This window comes from Paenibacillus chartarius (assembly GCF_042432825.1).
Classification (GTDB): Bacteria; Bacillota; Bacilli; order Paenibacillales; family NBRC-103111; genus Gordoniibacillus; species Gordoniibacillus chartarius.
This window is the reverse complement of the sequence record NZ_JBHLWN010000043.1, coordinates 27,732-45,107: the sequence shown is the minus strand read 5'-3', so window position 1 is coordinate 45,107 and position 17,376 is coordinate 27,732. Positions and strand designations below refer to the sequence as shown.

Below are 17,376 nucleotides of genomic sequence, written 5' to 3'. Positions count from 1 at the left end.
ACGATCCCCCCCACTGTATGAAAGCGGATAATTGTACGCTGGATGCAAGTTCCCATCTAACCTACTATTTTCAGCGTTAAAGGAGCGTATCCGCTTGAATATCGAGCCCTACTTGACCCCTTACAAATGGGGCAAACCGGTCTTGACCGGCTCCGGCAGGCCCGGCGCTTTCGACGAGCGCGCTGTCGCTTGCCCGTTCGTCTTTCAGCATAACGGCAAGTTTTACATGATGTATGTCGGCTTTGACGGGATCGGCTATCAAACTGCGCTGGCAGTGAGCGACGATCTGCTGAGCTGGGAGCATCTTGATCTGATTTTGACCCGCGACGACAACGGAGCCTGGGACTCCGTCAACATCGCCGGAACATGGATCCTGAAGGAAAACCGGATTGATGCCCCGCCCGTGCTCAAGCGATGGAACGGCAAATATTGGCTCGTCTATCATGCCTACCCCGAAACCGGCTACGAGGAAGGCTCGGCCAAAATCGGGATCGCTTGGACGGAGGACGAGCGGCTGCTGGAATGGAACCGGCTGCCCGAACCGATTCTCACGCCGGAGGACGGCGCGGACTGGGAGAAAGGCGGCTTGTACAAAGAATGCCTGGTCAAGCACGAAGGTACGTTTTACTTGTACTACAATGCCAAGAACACCAACAAAGGGCGCTGGATCGAGCAGACCGGAGTCGCCTTCTCGGAAGATTTGCTCCATTGGCGGCGGTACGAGCACAATCCTGTCCTGCCGGTTACCCCGGAGCGCTGGGACTGCGGCTTCGCCAGCGACCCCTGCGTTTTGTACGACGACGCCAACAGGCAGTGGGTCATGTTTTATTTCGGTTACAACTACAAACAAGCGCAGGAAGGCATCGCCCTGTCGCCCGACATGCTGAGCTGGATCAAACACCCCGATCCGATCATTACGGTCGGAACGGGCGATGAGATCGACGCCATTTTCGCCCACAAGCCTTCCGTCATTACCCATCAAGGCATCCTATACCACTTCTACTGCTCGTGCCGCAAGTTCCGTGAAGGCGATCCGACCAAAAATTACGGCAAGGAATTCCGGACGATCTCCGTCGCAACTTCACAGCCGCTTGCCGTGCCATCAAACCCGTAAAGGAGCGCGCAGCCATGCTTGTTAGCGAGATGTTCGTCGACGGAAGAGACCGCCCGCTCGGGGTCGACGCGGAACGTCCGGCCTTCGGCTGGAGCTTCGCGCCGTCTGCCGAACGCGGCCAAGTGCAGACCGCTTACCGTATCCTTGTTTCGGATAACGAGGAACGCCTGCTTGGCGAAGGCGGCAGCGTATGGGACAGCGGCCGGCAAACCGGCTGCAGCCATGCGCATGTCCTCTATGAGGGTCCTCCGCTGCGGCCGAAGACCCGATACTATTGGAGCATTCAGCTCTGGGACCAGGAAGGGCGTATGTCGGAAAGCGCTGTCTCCTGGTGGGAGACGGGAATGCTCGGCGAGACCGGCGGCTGGTCGGCCAGCTGGATGGCCGCACCGGAAGCCGATGCCGGTGAACGCATCGTCCCGCTCCCGCTGTTCCGGCACGAGTTCCTGCTTGACGACAAACCGGTGGCCAAAGCGAGAGCTTACATATGCGGCCTCGGCCACTACGAGCTTCGAATGAACGGAAGCAAGATCGGCGACGGCGTGCTGGAGCCCGGATGGACCCGCTACGACAAAACGTGTCTGTATAACGTTTACGACGTGACCGGCCGGTTACATCCCGGAGCGAATGCCGTCGGGGTCATGCTGGGCAACGGATTTTACAACGTGACCGGCGGGCGCTACACCAAATTCAAGCGTTCGTTCGGCAGGCCCAAATGTTTGATCCAGCTCGAGATCGAATATGCGGACGGCACCGTGCGGACTGTCGCCTCCGGCACCGATTGGCGCACCGCCCCGGGACCGATCGTATTTTCCTGCATCTACGGCGGTGAAGATTACGATGCCCGCTGCGAGCAGGATGGCTGGGACCGGCCGGGCTTTCGGGAAGACGCTCGATGGGTGCATGCCGAGGAAGCGGCGCCGCCCGCCGGGAAGCTGAAGGCGCAAGCGCTGCCCGCCTTGAAAGTCATGAAACGGTTTCGCCCGGCCGCATGGACGCAGCCCGCTCCCGGCGTATTCGTCGCCGATCTCGGGGTGAATTTCTCCGGGTGGGTCGAGATCGAGGTGTCCGGCCCGCCGGGGGCGGTCATCACGCTGACCCCGGCCGAGCTGCTGAAGGACAATGGGAAGGCCAATCAAAAATGGAGCGGATCCCCTTACCGGTTTACTTACGTGCTCGGGGACGGCGAAGGAACCGAAGTGTGGTCGCCGCGGTTCAGCTATTACGGCTTTCGATATGTGCAGATCGAAGGGGCGGTGCCGGTCGGCGTCTTCGAAAGCGATTCGGACGACGCGCAGTTAATCCGGCTTGATGGCTGCATGATTTATCCGGATATGCCCGCATTCGGGTCCTTCGCATGCTCCGATCCTTTGCTGAACCGGATTCACGAGATCATCAACCAGGCCATTCTCAGCAACACGAAAAGCATCTTCACCGATTGTCCGCACCGGGAAAAGCTGGGCTGGCTCGAGCAGGTATACCTGATGGGGCCTTCCGTTGCCTTCAATTACGATGTGCAGCCGCTGCTCATGAAGACGATGGAGGACATTCGGGACGCCCAGCTGCCGGACGGTATGGTGCCGACCACCGCACCGGAGTTTGTCGTATTTGCCGAAGAGCTGCGCTGCTTCCGCGATTCCGTGTCGTGGGGGGCGGCTTATGTGCTGACCGGCTGGAATTTGCTGCGCATGTACGGCAACAGACGCATTCTGGAGGAGCATTACGAGGGAATGAAAGCGTATGTCGACTACGTTACCGCTGCGAGCGACGGTTTTATCGTGCGCAGCGGCCTCGGCGACTGGTACGACGCCGGCGAGCGGCCCCCGGGCTACGCGCAGCTTACGCCCGTCGCTCATACGGAAACCGCCGTGTACTGCCATATGGTCGATATATTTTCGCAAATTGCAGGGCTGCTGGGCCGTACGGACGACGCCTCCAAATACGGCGAACTGCGTGAAAGCATCAAGGCGGCGTTCAACGTCGAGTTCTTCGATCGTACAACCGGGCTGTATGCAACCGGCAGCCAAACGTCCCAGGCGATGCCGCTCGCGCTGGAGCTCGTAGCCGACCGGGACAAGGAAGCCGTATTAGCGCGGCTTATCGACAATATCGTGCGGCACGGATATCACACAACCGCCGGCGACATCGGCCACCGGTTCGTGCTGCTTGCCCTTGCCCGGAGCGGCCGCTCCGACCTTATTTACGAAATGGCCGGGCAGTCCGGTCATCCGAGCTACGGCTACCAGATCGCGCACGGCGCAACGTCGCTGACGGAAGCATGGGACGGTCCGACGGTGGGCAAGTCGCAGAACCATTTTATGCTTGGTCATATCGAGGAATGGTTCTATACAGGACTCGCCGGGCTTGATGGAGGGTACGATCCCGGCAGCGGCGAGTACCTCATTACCCTGCAGCCCGCTTTCCCTCCGGGGCTAAGCGAAGTCAGGGCGGAGCGGCGCATCCCTGCAGGCCGCGTCGCCGCCGCCTGGAAGCGTTTCGGGGACCATCGGCTGGAGCTGGAAGCGGACATCCCCGCGAACTGCACGGCGGTAATCCGGCTCCCCGCTCCATCGCCGGATACAATTACAGAAAGCGGTTCGGCCCTCGGCAGCGCATTCGGCGTGAAGCTGTCCGGCTATGAGGACGGCTGGGCCATCGTGCACGTCGGTTCTGGCCGGTACCGGTTCGAATCCGCACTTCGGGAGGTAACCGTATGATCGATCGCAAAGCGCTTGCGCAGCGCCACAATCCGGTAATCCGCAGCTTCGACCGCTTCAGCTCGCTGACCGTTGGCAACGGCAATTATGCCTTCACTGTCGACGCGACAGGACTGCAGACGTTTCCCGAGCTGTACGCGGACGGAGGCGTACCGCTCAGCCATTTGTCCAACTGGGCCTGGCATACGTCGCCGAATCCGCAGGGCTACCGGCCGGACACGTTCCCGCTGACCGAATTTCAAACCTACAACGGCAGAAGCATCGGCTTTCCGTATTTGCCTGCGGGGCAAACGACCGAAGAATACAAGTGGCTGAAGTTCAACCCGCATAAGCTGCATTTAGGCCGGATCGGCTTCCGGTTAGACCTCCCCTCCGGGGAGGAGGCGGGACCGGATGATATTACCGGCATCGAGCAGACGCTCGACCTATGGACAGGCATGATCGACAGCCGCTTCTCGCTGTCCGGAACGGAAGCCCGCGTATGTACCTGCTGTCATCCCGAGCTCGATCTCATTGCCGTTCGTATCCGATCCGGGCTAATCGGGCAGGGACGGCTGCGGATCGCGTTTCATTTTCCATACGGGACCTGGAAATTTACGGCTGCCGATTGGGGCAAGCCGGACCGTCACAGCACGCAGACCGTCCGCGAGGACGCTTGCTCGGTTGTGCTGCGGCGTACATTGGACGAAGACGAGTACGGCTTCATGGCGGCCTGGTCGGACGGCGGCAAGCTGCTTCGGGACGAATCCGACCCGCATCTGCTGGTGCTTGTCCCTCCGCCTGACCGGGACGAGTTCGAGCTGCGTTTTCGCTGCGTGCCCGAAGCTGCCGAAGGCGAGCTGCCCGGCTTCGAAGCGGTCAAGTCCGCCGCCGCCTCGCATTGGGCGGGGTTCTGGACGAGCGGCGCCGCCGTCGAGCTCGCCGGGAGCCGTGACCCCCGCGCAGCCGAGCTGGAGCGGAGAATCGTATTATCCCAATATGTGACCGCCGTCCAATCGTCCGGCAGCCTGCCGTCGGCGGAGTCGGGATTGACTCATAACAGCTGGGCCGGCAAGTTTCATCTGGAAATGCACTGGTGGCACTCCGTTCATTTCGCCTTGTGGAACCGGACGGAGCTGCTGGCCAACAATTTGTCCTGGTACGGAACCATTCTCGATCAAGCCCGCGCGCTGGCCGCCTCGCAGGGCTACGAGGGCGCGCGCTGGCCGAAATGCGTAGCCCCGGACGGCGTGGGCGGCCCGTGCTACATCGAACCGTTTCTGATTTGGCAGCAGCCGCATCCGATCTACTATGCCGAGTTGATCTACCGGATCAAGGGCGGCCGGGCGACGCTCGACGCCTATGCGGAGCTCGTGTTTGAAAGCGCGGACTTTATGGCGTCGTTCGCCGAGTGGGACGAAGCGCGGCGGCGCTACGTGCTCGGTCCGCCCGTCGCCCCCGCTCAGGAAATCTACGATCATGCCGTCACCATTAATCCGACGTTCGAGCTCGCTTATTGGGCGTTCGGCCTGTCCACCGCCAACGTATGGAGAGAAAGACTCGGACTGCCCCGCTCGGAGAAATGGGACCACGTCCTGCGTCACCTGTCCCCGCTCCCCGTCTCGGATGGACTGTACGATGCGGCCGAATCGGTTCCCCATACGCTCGCGGACGCTGCGAACCTGAAGGATCATCCGACGATGCTCGCGCCGCTCGGCTTCCTCCCCGGCGTTATGACCGACCGCGAGACGATGCGGCGCACGTTCGATGCGGTCATGCAGCGGTGGAACTGGGACGCCACATGGGGCTGGGATTATCCGCTGACCGCGATGACCGCCGCCCGGCTCGGCAAGCCGGAAGCCGCCGTCGACATCCTGCTGATGGACAAAACGACCAATACGTATTTGCCTAATGGGCACAACTACCAGCGCAAACCGCTGACCGTCTATTTGCCGGGCAACGGCGGGCTGCTGACGGCCGTAGCGATGATGGCCGGCGGCTGGGATGGCGCTCCCGGGACGCACGCCCCCGGCTTTCCGCAGGACGGCTCTTGGCACGTACAAGCGGAAGGGCTCGTCCCCATGATCTGACACGGAAACATTCAAACTAGATAACCGTGAGGAGCGTGTATGCGCCTCCCAGGCCAAAATACGAACGGCTATACGATTCAGACGGAAGCATTGAGTCATTCGTAGCAGTGAAGCCTGCAATCGTGCAGGAACCTGCGTCAGGCCGGCTCTCCACGGCTCGATATCTGCGAAAGTACAGGCCCCTGTACGTTTACATCGATCTGATAACTAATTTTCGGACTAAGCCCCCACCGCGTCTATTGGTGCGCCTTTAGTCAGGTGGAGTAAAGTCTCCATCTGGTTCCCCAAAGTCCGGTCTGAAATGAGCAATGCTGGACGTCGCATCATGTCGTGAAGTCGAACGGTTATTTCCTATCAACGAATAAAGGAGGGGCAGCCGCCCCTCCTTTATTCGTTCCATATGAAAAAGTATACAATTCCCGATGCGAATTACGATTACAGGCTGTTACCCGTATAACGGACCGAAGCTGCTGCAAGCCCGGTAATCGGCACCTACATGCTCCATCTCGCCGAAGCCGCTCCACGCGCTGGGACGGAAAATCCGCTCCTCCGCCACGTTGTGCATCGACACCGGAATACGCAGCATCGAGGCCAGCGTGATCAGCAGATGGCCGACATGGCCGTAGCTGACGGCACAGTGGTTCGAGCCCCAGTTGTTCATCACCGAGTAGACGCTGCGGAATGCACCGGTTCCGGTCAGGTTCGGAACGAACCAGGTCGTCGGCCATGTCGGATTCGTGCGCTGATCCAAAATATCGTGCACATCCTCCGGCAGCTCGACGGTATAGCCTTCCGCCAGCTGGAGCACAGGGCCAACGCCGTCGATCAGATTGATTCGCGCCATCGTTACCGGCATACCGGCACGGGTGGTGAAATCCGTAGAGAACCCGCCGCCGCGAAAGAAATCGACGGCCGGACACCATTGGGTGGCCTCCAGGCATCTCTTCACTTCCTCCTCCGTGATATCCCAGAACGGCTTCATCGCCGGCTGGCCGTTCTCCGTCTGCTGCCCCGTCGCGTCGAGCGAAGCAGGACCCGAGTTGGTCAGATGGATGACGCCGCCGGCCGCTATTCCTGTCAGCTCCTTGCCCGTCACCCGCTTAACGGCATCCGGACTCCAATATGTACGTACGTCTGCAAAAATCTGCGCTCGGTCCGTAAGCAAATGACCGATAAGCATGGTCGCGGCATTCAGCGTATCATTCTCCGTCGACATCATATAGGCCTCTCGGATTCCGTTCCAATCGAAGGAAGATGTCAGGATCGCTTCCATAAAGTCTCCGTTCGGATAATGATCCGTCCACATCCGCTGACCCTGGAACCCTGCCGCAATAGCGTTGTGCCCTAGCGACTCTTCGCCGAAGCCGAGCTCGGCCAGCTTCGGATTGCCGGCCATCAGGTCCCGGGCGATCAGCGTCATTTTCACTACGGTCTCCCAATCCCGGTCCTTCTGTTCCCGGGTCCGCTTCAGCTGCGGGGGATTCACATCGGCACCTTCCTTGCAGTTTTCCTTTACCCACTTCAGCGCCTTCTCGAACTCCTCCTGGTCGTAGATGCCCCTGTCCATGCGGCGCACAATTTCCGTCATATCCACATACTCGTTGCGCATGCCAAGGTACTTCTGGAAGAAGCCCTCGTCTGCGATGCAGCCGGCAATCCCCATCGAAACGGAGCCAATGGATAAATACGACTTCCCCTTCATCGTCGCTACGGCCAGGCCCGCTTTGGCGAACTGCAGCAGCTTGGCTTGAACGTCCGGCGCCAGACTCGTGTCCCCAATATCCTGGACATCCTTCCCGTAAATGCTGAAGGCGGGAAGCCCTTTCTGGTTATGCGCGGATAGCGCGGCGGCCAAATATACGGCACCGGGACGCTCGGTTCCGTTGAAGCCGAGAATGGCCTTCGGGATGCACGGGTCCGTATCGATGGTCTCCAGCGGGTAACACCAGGACGGGGTCACCGTGATCGACAGGCCTACTCCTGCCCGGGCAAACTTCTCCGCTGCCTGCGCCGCTTCCGCGACCCCTCCGATGCACGAGTCCGCCACCACGCATCGTACCGGTTCGCCGTTCGCGTGGCGCAGGTTCTGTTCAAGAAATGCCGCCACCTTGCGCGCCATCTCCATGGTTACGTCCTCGAGGGACTCGCGGATTCCGCCCCGCCTGCCGTCGATCGTCGGGCGTATTCCAATTGCAGGCATACTTCCGATGAGCCGGTTTCTGGTCATAAATGAATGATTCCTCCTAAACAGAAATGTGTTAACGATTACACAAGCGATATAATTAAACGGCTCCGCAAAAGAGCCGGTCTTGCTTATATTCATATCTTCGGAAACAAACACAGCCGATCCGATTAACCATCCTCAGATGCCGGCGACACTTCCAGCCTGGGAACGAGCAGCCTTTTCTCACGCTTTCCTGCGGATTCCGGCTCCCGGATGCGCCTTAGCAGCAGCTCAGCCGCCGCTTCGGCTACGGCATCGGGCTCCTGCCGGATTGCCGTCAGCCGATGACGAAACAACGATGCGAAATCCAACCCGCCGAAAGAGACCAGCTCCATATGGTCGATTGGCAGCCCATTCTCCTTCAGCCCGAGAAGGAAACCGAAGGTCATCTCATTGTTAGCCGAGAACACCGCCGTCGGCGGGACGGGCAGCTCAAGGAAATACTTCGCAGCGCGCTTTCCCGAGTTTCTTGTGTAATCTCCGTAGTAGCTGTACTCGGTATGAGCCTCCATCCCGCGGACTGTAAGGGCTTTCAATGCACCGCGGGCTCTCTCGGCCGCCGTTGAAATTCCTGCAGGACCGTTCAATACCCCTACCGTCCGGTGTCCTTTGTCCAGCAGATACATAACCGCCTCCTCGGCGGCAGTTTCATTGTCCTCCATCACGGCGTCCGCCGGAACACCGGGAAGCTGCCGATCAAGCAGCACGAGGGGAGTCCCGCCGGCCTGAATGCGCCGAATCAGCTCGAGATTACCGCCGGTGCCTGCCAAGAGGATCGCTTCCACCCTCTTCTCCAACAGGAAGTTTAACGCCTCCCGCTCCTTCTCCGGCTCTTCATCCGAGTCCATGAAAAATACGTAGTACCCTTCGCCGGCCAGCCGGTTATGCAGAGCACGGGCGATCCGCATGAAATAGGGGTTTGTCAGGTCCGGCAGCACGAATCCGATGCCCCCGGAACGATCCTGCTTGAGACTTCGAGCAATTGTATTTGGCTTGTAATGCAGCCGCTCAATGGTCTCCAGCACCCTCCTTCTCGCCTCCTCGCTGACATAGCCGTTCTCGTTCAGCACCCGGGAGATCGTAGCGGTGGATACGCCTGCCGCCTTCGCGACCTCCTTAATGGTCAGCTTGGTCATGATAGCATCCTTCCAATGATGTTATATGTTATCGTTTACATACCGTAAGTATATCATAAGGCCCCTTTATTTGGAAAGTTGGACGTTACTCGCCGGGGACACGAACGGCTCTATGCCTAATATGAACAAAGAGGCCGCCGATCTATCAGTCGGCAGCCTTATCTATTGATATACTGAGAGTTCTATAGGGAGCACTAATCCAGAGCGACCCGCCAGCCGAACGGATCCTCGATACGGCCGGTTTGGATGCCTGTCATCGTCTCGTACACACGTAGTGTAAGCTCCCCTGTCGATCCGTCGCCGATCGTCAGCTTCTCGCCCTGCCAATAGAGCGAGCCGACCGGGGAAATGACCGCCGCCGTACCGGTGCCGAACATCTCCTTCAGGCTTCCATCCTTCTGGGCCTGCGTCACTTCGTCAATCGAGATCAGGCGCTCTTCCACCTCTAGTCCCCAATGCCGGAGCAGATGAATGACGGAATCCCGCGTGATGCCGGACAGCAGGCTTCCTGTCAACGCAGGCGTTACGATCTTGTTCCCGAGGCGGAAGAACACATTCATGCTGCCGACTTCCTCCACGTATTTGCGGTGCACGCCATCGAGCCAGAGCACCTGGGCGCAGCCTTGCTCCGTCGCCCCTTCCTGCGCCTTCAGTCCCGCCGCATAGTTGCCGGCAGTCTTGACATGGCCGACCCCGCCCGCCACCGCGCGAACATACTCCGATTCCACATAGATCGATACCGGCTTGATCCCTTCGGCGTAATAGGAGCCGACCGGCGACATGATGATGATGAACTGATACTGCTTCGAAGGCGATACTCCCAGCGCGGCCTCCGTTGCGATCACAAACGGCCTCACATAAAGCGAAGTTTCCGGCGCGTCCGGAATCCAGTCTTTGTCGATCAGAACGAGCTGGCGCAAGGCTTCGAGCCCCAGCTCCTCTTCGATTGCCGGAATGCTCATCCGATCATTCGAGCGATTCAGTCTCTTCATGTTCATGTCGGGACGAAACAGCGCGATTTGACCTGTCTCGGTCCTGTAAGCCTTCAGCCCTTCGAAAATCGTTTGCCCATAGTGGAATACTTTGGCCGCGGGATCCAGGGTAATCGGCTGGTACGGCACAATCCGCGCGTCGTGCCAACCTTTGCCTTCCGCATAATCGACAATAAACATGTGGTCTGTAAAATATTTTCCAAACCCGAGTTCGCTTGCCTGCGGTCTCGGTTTGGGCGCTGTCGTGCGCTCGATACGGATTTGTATGGTCATTTCGTGTCACCCTTTTGATCAGTTTGTTAATTGAATCGTAACCGTTTTCAGGTTATATTGAAAATATCTATTTTGTAGAAATAATATACCGAAAAGGTATACTTCAGAGGAGACAAGTATCGTATGGATATTCGCCAGCTTCGCTATTTTCTTGCCGTCGCCGAAGAGGGACAAGTTACCGGTGCGGCCAAGCGCCTGAATATGGAACAGCCGCCGCTCAGCCGGCAGATGAAGCTTCTCGAGGACGAGCTCGGTGTCGCCTTGTTCGATCGCAGCGGCAAGCGCCTTGTTCTTACGCATGCGGGCGAATTGCTGCGCCGCCGGGCGGAGCGGCTGCTGCACCAATTTCAGGAGACGATTGAAGAGGTGCAGGAGCTGGACTCCGGCGTCCGGGGCATGCTCTCGATCGGCTCCGTCGTCTCTTGCGTCTCTCTGCTGCCGCAGCGAATCGAGCGTTTCCACGAGCGCTTCCCTCAGGTTACGTTCAAAATCCACGAAGGCGACCACTTCCTCCTAGGGGATCTGCTTGAGAAGCGGAGCCTGGAGCTTGTCGTCGCACGCCTCCCGTTCGAGGCCGCATTCGAGCCGGACCGCTATACGGTTCTTCACCTGCCTCCCGATCCGCTCGTCGCCTTGCTGCCCAGCAGCTGGCCCCAGGCTTCGGAGGAAGGAAAGCTGGGAATGGAGGCGCTGGCCGAGCATCCTTTTCTCAGCTTAAAGAGCAATATGACAACCGGCATGCACGATCGCGTGCTGAAGGCGTTTCACGAGTCCGGTCATGAACCGCGCATTCTGTGCGAGTGCTCCAGCGTCGCGATTATCCTGGCGTTGGTCGCAGCGGGCATCGGCGCAACGATTTTGCCGAAGTCGGTACTCGCTTCCTTCCCGCTGACAAGTATTACGATGTACGAACTTGCGCACACGCCTTTCTACTCGGAGGTCGGTCTGGTCTGGATCAAGGACAGGTATCTTTCCAAGAGCGCGCGAAATTTTATCGAGACATTCGCGGAATGAGGATACCGGATTATTCCATCCACTATATTTCGACACTTTTCAACATAATATGATAAAATGTTCGCATGTGCTTCCATACACACCATAGAGCGGGGGAAAACATCATGCAGGCAAACAAGGCGAACAAACTGGCGGCTGCGTCACGCTTTAAAAGCATAAAAATGAAAATGCTTACTTTTACGGGGATTTTATTAATTGGCGTCCTCCTGTTTGTTTCCTTCATCAATATTAGTTTCTCTACAAAGAAGGTTATGGAGCAGATCGACAGCAACCTGCAATCCCAGTCCGATCTTATTCTTCAGAAGATAGACCGATTTTTCGAATCCAAGCTCGTCGTCTTGGAATCGTTAGCCAAGCTTACTTCGGAACAGCTCCTTAGCAGCTCCAATCCGCTTGATTTATTAACCCAGCTACATAAACAAAATCCCAGCTTTAGCGGGATCGCCTTCTCTCCCGACTTTACGGGGAAGAATCTGTATAACAATTTAAATGCGCAGAAGCTGGACGTATCCGGAATTCCTTCTACGATGGCTGTCATCCAAAAATACGCCTCCGGCCATGCTGCGGTTCAAGACCCTATCGTATCCAAAGCCGCGAACCAATTGGTTGTCAATTTGGGGGCACCCGTTCATAAGGACGGCAAGCCTGCAGGCTTCTTGTCCGGCTCTCTGGCGATCAAAGAAGTATCCGATGCCCTCGCTTCCGTCAAAATAGGCGAAACCGGCTATGCGTTTTTGTTCGACTCTATGGGGAACATCGTGTACCATCCCAACCAAGAACTGATTATGAAAAGTACCGTGAAGGATCTTGCGGTTCCCGAGGTGCAGACCGCCTTCGAGAAGGCCAAACAGGGCGGCAGCGGCCTGTTTTCCTACGTCACAGCGGATGGCGAGGAAAAATACGGGATTTACCGTAAAACGTCTGCCGATTGGGTGATCATGCTTGCCGCTCCGAAATCGGAGCTGACCAAGCCGATTCGCGAAATGGAAATGACGATGGCCGGTATCGCCTGCCTCGTGCTCGCTGTTGGTTTGCTTCTTTCCTATTGGATATCCGTCCAGCTTAGCCGGCCGATCCGCAGCTTAAAGCAAGCGATCGAGGTCGTAGAATCGGGAGATTTGACACAGCAGCTTTCGGTCCATACCCATGATGAGATCGGGCAAGCAGCGGCCAGCTTCAACAAGATGGTCAATTCGCTGAAGTCCATGATGTTCGAAGTCAGTCAAACCGCCAACCAGCTCGCCTCCTCCTCGGAGCAATTGACGGCAAGCGCCGAGCAATCGACTAAAGTTACGGAGCACATCGCTGCATCCGCCCAAACCGTTGCAGAAGGTGCGAAGCAGCAAGTTGCAAGTGTACAAAGCGGAACCCAAACGGTTGTCGAGATGACCGCGAGTATCGAGCTCATCGCCGGCAATGCCCGCGAGGTTTCAGCCTCGGCGGCCGTAGCGAACGAGAAAGCGGAGAAAGGCTCGGATGCGGTTCATGGCGCCGTATCGCAGATGTCGAATATTCACCAGATGGTAGACGAATTGTCTAAGGTCATTTCGAAGCTCAGTCATAGAAATAAAGAAATCGGAAATATCGTAGCGATGATCTCCACGATCGCACAGCAAACGAACCTGTTATCTTTGAACGCTGCGATTGAAGCCGCAAGATCGGGAGAAGCAGGGAAAGGCTTCGCTGTCGTTGCCGCAGAAGTCCGCAAGCTGGCGGATCAGACGGCGAAGTCCGCCCGGCATATCGCCGAGCTGATCGGCAATGTGCAGACGGATACGGAGCAGTTGGAGGGAGCTATCGAAGCTGCGGTTATCGGGGTGAAGTCGGGAATGAACGCCGTTCACGAAACGGGAGCGTTGTTCCAAGATATCCGGCAGGGTATCCATTCCGTCGCAGTGCTTGTCGGTAATGTCAGTACGCATGCCGAACAAATGGTCGGTAACGCGGCGCAGATGGCTGCCAATATTCAATCGATATCCGGGGTTGCCGCTGCGAACGCAGGTGAAACCCAGGCCGTCGCGGCGTCTGCCGAGCAGCAGCTTGCCTCCAGCGAGGAAGTGACCGCTTCCGCCGTTATGCTCGCCAAGATGGCGGAAGAGCTCGGAACGCTCGTAGACCGTTTTAAGCTGTAATCAATAGACGTAGTGAAGCCTGCCGGGAACATGCTTGGCAGGCTTCTGTATGTAGAGCGTTCCTCCGGGCTGAACCTTCGTAAGCACCATACCGCAAGCCCCTACACCACCTGCTCCCTGGCCTTCTCGAACATCCTCACCATCTCTTCAACCTGTTCATGGTCCACCTGATCCATATCCAGGAAACGATACAGCTCGCCATAGCGCTGAACATAAGCTTCTTGATCGTACACGTTCTCTTCTGCCGCCTGAGCTAGACACTGCATCACATGAATGCAGTACTTGTTCACATACAGGATGCTCTTCTCGTGGCCCCACTCCAGATTCCCGTCGACAGCCTCTTGCAGAAACTGCGACGTGCTGCCTCCCCAGGTCGAGTCTGCCACAGAGTAAATGTCCGGCTTGGCCGCACGGAAGAGCAGCTTCATGCGAGAAAGAGGCTGATCCAGACAGAACGTTCGAATGAACGCTTTGTACAGATGCTCGTGGCCGAACAGACTTATATGTTTACGCAAAAAATATTCGGTCCGGTTCTGGCTCCGCGGCAGCATCCCGTGCTGCCAGTAAGTCGCCAATATCAGATCATTCAATCCGATCCGCAGCTGAGCGAGAGATGTGCGGACATGCCTGCGCTGCAGAAGTGTCTTAGCCTTTGCCAGCCGGTCGTCAGCCCGGCGCAGCGATTCTCCGACCTTGAGTCTCGTTACATTCTCATGGAATAAGCTCCAGTCGAACGTTTCTTTGAAACGGGCAAGCAGCCCTGAAGGATCGTAGACGATTTTGCAGCCGTAGATTTGAATCCGGAAGTCCAGCACCGACACGTCCGGCTCTACGAATTCGGCTAGAAACCGCTCGATTTGCGATCGCGGAAACTGGAAGATTTCGACGCCCATGCCCTCGATTACGTTAAAGTGTCCATACTCTTCGATCTTCTCCTCGACGAGCAGGCACAATTCCAGATCCGAATGCTTCCAGGCGACCCCTCGCCCCAAGCTGCCGCCGAACGCAACGCCCAGCACTCTCGAATCGCTCTTGAACGGCTCTGCAATCGTTCGGGCCGTATCGTATAATTTGGACTTCCAGTTCACGGTCATATCCCCCAGAAGAGATCAAATAGTAAATTTTTCCCTATTATAAAGTGCTTGGTGCTTGATTACAATCCAAAAAAAGTGGAACTATCCCCAAATGCCGTTACCTTGTTGATATACCCATAAACACCTAGAATGATGTTAGCGTTTACAAAAGAAATATGGGAGGCAAAAAAGAAGATGAAACGTATTTTCCCGCTAGCTACCGCCGTAATTCTGATGGGCTCCGTTCTCTCCGCATGCTCCGGCGGAAGCTCAAGCACTCCAAACAATGCAAGCGGTTCCGGCAGCAGCTCTTCCAATGCATCTAGCAGCAGTACCAGCAGCGGCACCAGTAAGCCTGCCGAAAAGGTCACCATCAATCTCTGGTCGTTCACCGACGAGATTCCAAAGATGACAACCAAGTATCTGGAGCTCCATCCCGAAGCAAACGTCGAATTCAAAACGACGATTATCGCAACTACGGACGGCGCTTACCAGCCGGCGCTTGATCAGGCGCTCTCCGCGGGAGGCAAGGACGCCCCGGACATCTACGCAGCCGAATCCGCATTCGTCCTCAAGTACACGCAGGGCGACGCCGTCACCTACGCAGCTAACTATGCCGATCTGGGCCTGACCGATCAGATGGTGAAGGATGCCGGCATCGCCCAATATTCGGTGGATATCGGCAGCAAGGACGGCAAGCTGAAAGGCCTCGCTTACCAAGCGACCGGCGGCGCCTTCATCTATCGCCGCTCTCTGGCCAAGGACGTATTCGGAACCGATGACCCTGCGGCGATCAAGAAGGAAGTCGGCCCCGGCTGGGACAAATTTTTCGAAGCGGCTGCGAAGCTGAAAGCCAAGGGCTACGGCATCGTGTCCGGCGACGGAGATATTTGGCACCCGATCGAGAACAGCTCCGATAAGGGCTGGATCGTAAACGGCAAGCTTCATATCGATCCTAAGCGCGAGCAGTTCCTGGATCTTTCCAAGAAGCTCAAAGACAACGGCTATCATAACGATACGACCGACTGGACGGAAGCTTGGTACGCGGATATGTCCGGGTCCGGCTCCAAACCGATCTTCGGCTTCTTCGGTCCTGCTTGGCTCATCAACTACGTGATGAACGGCCAAGTGAAGCAAACCAATGGCGACTGGGCTGTCACCGAGCCGCCGACAGGCTTCTTCTGGGGCGGTACTTGGCTCCTCGCCAACAAAGACGTCGTCAAGGACGCTGCCAAGAAGCAAGCCGTTTCCGACTTCATGAAGTGGGTAACACTGGATACCTCCGATAAGGGTCTCCAATATTTCTGGGCTAACGGCACGATGAAGGCCGGCGAGCAAGGGACGAAAGACACGGTCGCTTCCTCCGCCGTCATGAAGAAATCGGACGGCAAAGTCCCGCTGCTGGGCGGACAGAACATGTTCGACGTCTTCGTTCCGGCCAACGCCAACGCTTCGGGCAAGAACCTGACCCAGTATGACGAAACGATCAACAAGCTGTGGCGCGATCAGGTTCGCGAATACACCGCCGGCAATAAGAGCCGTGACAAAGCTATCGCCGACTTCAAGGCGCAAGTCAAAGACCAGCTCAACATCGCAAGCGAATAAATGCCGAAGGGGCGGGTGAGCTTACCTGCCCCTTTACATAATTTAAGAGGTGAGAGCATGCGCCGCAATAGAGTCAGCTATTCGAAATACGGTTATATTTTCAGCCTTCCCTTTATCCTGGCGTTCGTGGTGTTTTCGCTGTATCCCATCCTATATACCGCCGTTATCGGCTTTACCGACATGAAGGGGATCGTGCCTAAACCGATTCACATTTTGCCGGATCCGTTCCAAAACTTCAAGGACCTGATCTTCGATAACCCTTCGTTTCATAAGTCTATGGTCAATACGGCGCTGCTTTGGATTATGAATTTCATCCCCCAGATCGTTCTCGCGCTCTTGCTAACGGCATGGTTCACCAACCAGCGCTTGAAGCTCCGGGGACAAGGCCTGTTTAAGGTTCTGCTCTACATGCCGAATATTATTACGGCGAGTACGATCGCGGTGCTGTTCAGCTCCTTGTTCGCTTACCCAACGGGCCCTATGAACAGCTTGTTTCAGATGATGGGCTGGTCCGACTCGCCGATCAATTTCCTTCAGGATAAGTGGACGGCTCGAGGCATCGTGGCGTTTATCCAATTCTGGATGTGGTACGGCAACACCATGATCGTTCTGATCGCAGGCGTTCTCGGCATCAACCCCGCACTTTTCGAGGCTGCGGCGATCGACGGAGCCAGCGGATGGCAGATCTTCTTCCGGATCACGCTGCCGAGTCTGCGAACGATTTTGCTGTTTACGATTATTACGTCGATGATCGGCGGTTTGCAAATGTTCGATATCCCTCAGCTGTTCCTGATCGGCGGACCGGACAATGCTACGCTGACAACGTCCATGTTCATTTACGGGCAAGCCTTTAAAGGAAGCTATATGTTTAACCGAGCAGCGGCTGCAAGCATGATTATGTTCGTGATCGCCGCAGCGCTGTCCGGATTGCTGTTCTATATGATGCGCGACCGCGACGCGGCCCGGCTTAGGAAAGAAGAAAAGAAGCTCAAGAACGCTGCCAAAGCAGCGGTAAGGGGGGCGTAAC

12 protein-coding genes are annotated in these 17,376 nt (G+C 57.0%); 7 read left to right on the top strand and 5 right to left on the bottom strand.

What is annotated here, in order from left to right; genetic code table 11:
• Positions 1-94: 94 nt before the first annotated feature.
• Genes ACFFK0_RS11005 through ACFFK0_RS10995 form a run of 3 tightly spaced genes read left to right on the top strand, consistent with a single transcriptional unit; the run spans position 95 to position 5,900 of the window.
• Positions 95-1,114, top strand: a complete 1,020-nt coding sequence (locus ACFFK0_RS11005; protein WP_377470223.1) for a glycoside hydrolase family protein — start codon at positions 95-97, stop codon at positions 1,112-1,114.
• A gap of 14 nt (positions 1,115-1,128) precedes the next feature.
• On the top strand, positions 1,129-3,831 hold the full coding sequence (locus ACFFK0_RS11000; protein WP_377470222.1) for a family 78 glycoside hydrolase catalytic domain: 2,703 nt from the start codon (positions 1,129-1,131) through the stop codon (positions 3,829-3,831).
• Complete coding sequence (locus tag ACFFK0_RS10995; RefSeq protein WP_377470221.1) at positions 3,828-5,900, top strand: glycoside hydrolase family 65; 2,073 nt, start codon at positions 3,828-3,830, stop codon at positions 5,898-5,900. Before ACFFK0_RS11000 ends, ACFFK0_RS10995 begins: the two co-directional genes overlap by 4 nt.
• Before the next feature lie 445 nt (positions 5,901-6,345).
• On the opposite strand, the gene ACFFK0_RS10990 is transcribed toward ACFFK0_RS10995, so the two are convergent.
• The 3 genes from ACFFK0_RS10990 to ACFFK0_RS10980 all read right to left on the bottom strand — a co-directional run bounded on the left by ACFFK0_RS10990 (position 6,346) and on the right by ACFFK0_RS10980 (position 10,525).
• Positions 6,346-8,127: an L-fucose isomerase gene (locus tag ACFFK0_RS10990; protein WP_377470220.1), complete on the bottom strand. Its 1,782-nt coding sequence runs from the start codon at positions 8,125-8,127 to the stop codon at positions 6,346-6,348.
• A 125-nt stretch (positions 8,128-8,252) separates the two neighbouring features.
• Positions 8,253-9,260, bottom strand: coding sequence for a LacI family DNA-binding transcriptional regulator (locus ACFFK0_RS10985; protein WP_377470219.1), 1,008 nt, complete (start codon positions 9,258-9,260; stop codon positions 8,253-8,255).
• Between the two features lie 194 nt (positions 9,261-9,454).
• Positions 9,455-10,525 (bottom strand): branched-chain amino acid aminotransferase, encoded by a 1,071-nt coding sequence (locus ACFFK0_RS10980; protein WP_377470218.1) that lies wholly within the window; start codon positions 10,523-10,525, stop codon positions 9,455-9,457.
• Between the two features lie 123 nt (positions 10,526-10,648).
• On the opposite strand from ACFFK0_RS10980, the gene ACFFK0_RS10975 reads away from it, so the two are divergent.
• Both ACFFK0_RS10975 and ACFFK0_RS10970 read left to right on the top strand, forming a co-directional pair.
• On the top strand, positions 10,649-11,539 hold the full coding sequence (locus ACFFK0_RS10975) for a LysR family transcriptional regulator (RefSeq protein ID WP_377470216.1): 891 nt from the start codon (positions 10,649-10,651) through the stop codon (positions 11,537-11,539).
• 104 nt (positions 11,540-11,643) lie between these two features.
• Complete coding sequence (locus ACFFK0_RS10970) at positions 11,644-13,671, top strand: methyl-accepting chemotaxis protein (RefSeq protein ID WP_377470215.1); 2,028 nt, start codon at positions 11,644-11,646, stop codon at positions 13,669-13,671.
• A gap of 101 nt (positions 13,672-13,772) precedes the next feature.
• On the opposite strand, the gene ACFFK0_RS10965 is transcribed toward ACFFK0_RS10970, so the two are convergent.
• Positions 13,773-14,759 carry a hypothetical protein gene (locus tag ACFFK0_RS10965; RefSeq protein ID WP_377470214.1) on the bottom strand — a complete coding sequence of 329 codons (987 nt, stop codon included), beginning with the start codon at positions 14,757-14,759 and terminating at the stop codon, positions 13,773-13,775.
• Positions 14,760-14,824: 65 nt separating this feature from the next.
• Positions 14,825-15,163 carry a hypothetical protein gene (locus tag ACFFK0_RS10960; protein WP_377470213.1) on the bottom strand — a complete coding sequence of 113 codons (339 nt, stop codon included), beginning with the start codon at positions 15,161-15,163 and terminating at the stop codon, positions 14,825-14,827.
• On the opposite strand from ACFFK0_RS10960, the gene ACFFK0_RS10955 reads away from it, so the two are divergent.
• Entirely contained in the window at positions 15,153-16,349 is a 1,197-nt protein-coding gene (locus tag ACFFK0_RS10955) for a carbohydrate ABC transporter substrate-binding protein (protein ID WP_377470212.1), read from the top strand. The genes ACFFK0_RS10960 and ACFFK0_RS10955 overlap by 11 nt on opposite strands.
• Before the next feature lie 57 nt (positions 16,350-16,406).
• Positions 16,407-17,375, top strand: coding sequence for a carbohydrate ABC transporter permease (locus tag ACFFK0_RS10950; protein WP_377470211.1), 969 nt, complete (start codon positions 16,407-16,409; stop codon positions 17,373-17,375).
• Position 17,376: the final 1 nt, after the last annotated feature.